This window comes from Salipiger sp. HF18 (genome assembly GCF_011806505.1).
Taxonomy (GTDB): Bacteria; Pseudomonadota; Alphaproteobacteria; order Rhodobacterales; family Rhodobacteraceae; genus Salipiger; species Salipiger thiooxidans.
The window spans coordinates 1-1107 of record NZ_JAATOS010000812.1 but is presented as its reverse complement, the minus strand read 5'-3'; the positions used below and the strand labels follow the sequence as shown (position 1 = coordinate 1107).

Here is a 1107-nt window from a genome sequence, read left to right as displayed (position 1 = left end):
CGCCCTGCGCAACGGGCTCGAGCCCGGCTTCTTCGCGCGGCTGCTCTGGCAGGAGAGCCGCTTCGATCCCAACGCGCTGAGCCACGCCAACGCGCAGGGCATCGCGCAGTTCATCCCCTCGACCGCGAGGCTGCGCGGGCTCCGCGACCCGTACAATCCCGCCGAGGCGATGGAGTATTCCGCCGAGTACCTGGGCGAGCTGGTGCGGCGCTACGGCAACCCCGGGCTTGCTGCGGTGGCCTACAATGGCGGCGAGCGCCGCGCCGAGGCGCTGATGGCGCAGGACGCCGCCCTGCCCCGCGAGACCGTCGATTACGTGCTCATCGTCACCGGTGTCGATGCCGGGACATGGGCCGAGGATCCGCCCGAGGCGCATGACTACCGCCTGCAGCCCGGCGTGCCCTTCGCCGAGGCCTGCCACGATCTCGCCCGCAACCGCCGCCTCACCGCCTATCCCGAGCCGGAGCCGGCGCGGGCGCCGTTCGGGGTGCAGATGGCTTACGGCACCACCAAGGCGCGGGCGCTCGAACAATACCGGGTGCGGGTAAGGTCCTGCGCCGCACTGGTGGCGGAAGAGGATCCGGAGCTGGTCTGGCAGAAGAGCCGCGCCAGCCCGCGCGGCGGCTACTGGATGGCGCGGATCGGCCGCGACAGCCTCGCAGAGGGCTGGCGCTACTGCACGAAGCTCAAGGCGCGGGGCTGCGCCTGCGCGGTCTACGCCAACGGTTGAGCGCCTGTGCGTCGCCGCGTGGCCTGACGTTTGGTCGGCACGGGAGTGGCGTAACGCATGGCCGGCGCAGGACGGTCTGTTGCTTGATAGGCGCAGCATGGCCTGCCAAGCGGTGGAAGCGGCATGGCATGACACGGCGGTCGCCGCGGCGTCGCCCGTCTCGAGGTCAGGCGGGCGTGAACCGGCGCGGGACAGGGGCAAGGCGGCGGGCGCGACGACGCTGCCGGAAATGGTGCGCCGGAGGCAAAGGCGTCGAGGCCGGGCGAGCGCTGCGTCGCGGCCCCGCACCGCAGCCCCTGATCGCGTTGGCGAGCTTACCTGCATTCCAAACCCGTGGCAGCGGATGACAGCCCGGTGCGCGTCAGGGCCGACCCGGG

Annotated in this window: 1 protein-coding gene; it reads left to right on the top strand. The window is 72.2% G+C overall.

All coding sequences use genetic code 11. The features are described 5' to 3' along the window. The coding region (locus HC022_RS27175; protein WP_167454448.1) for a lytic transglycosylase domain-containing protein at positions 1–730 on the top strand (730 nt) is incomplete at its 5' end. Between the last annotated feature and the right edge of the window lie 377 nt (positions 731–1107).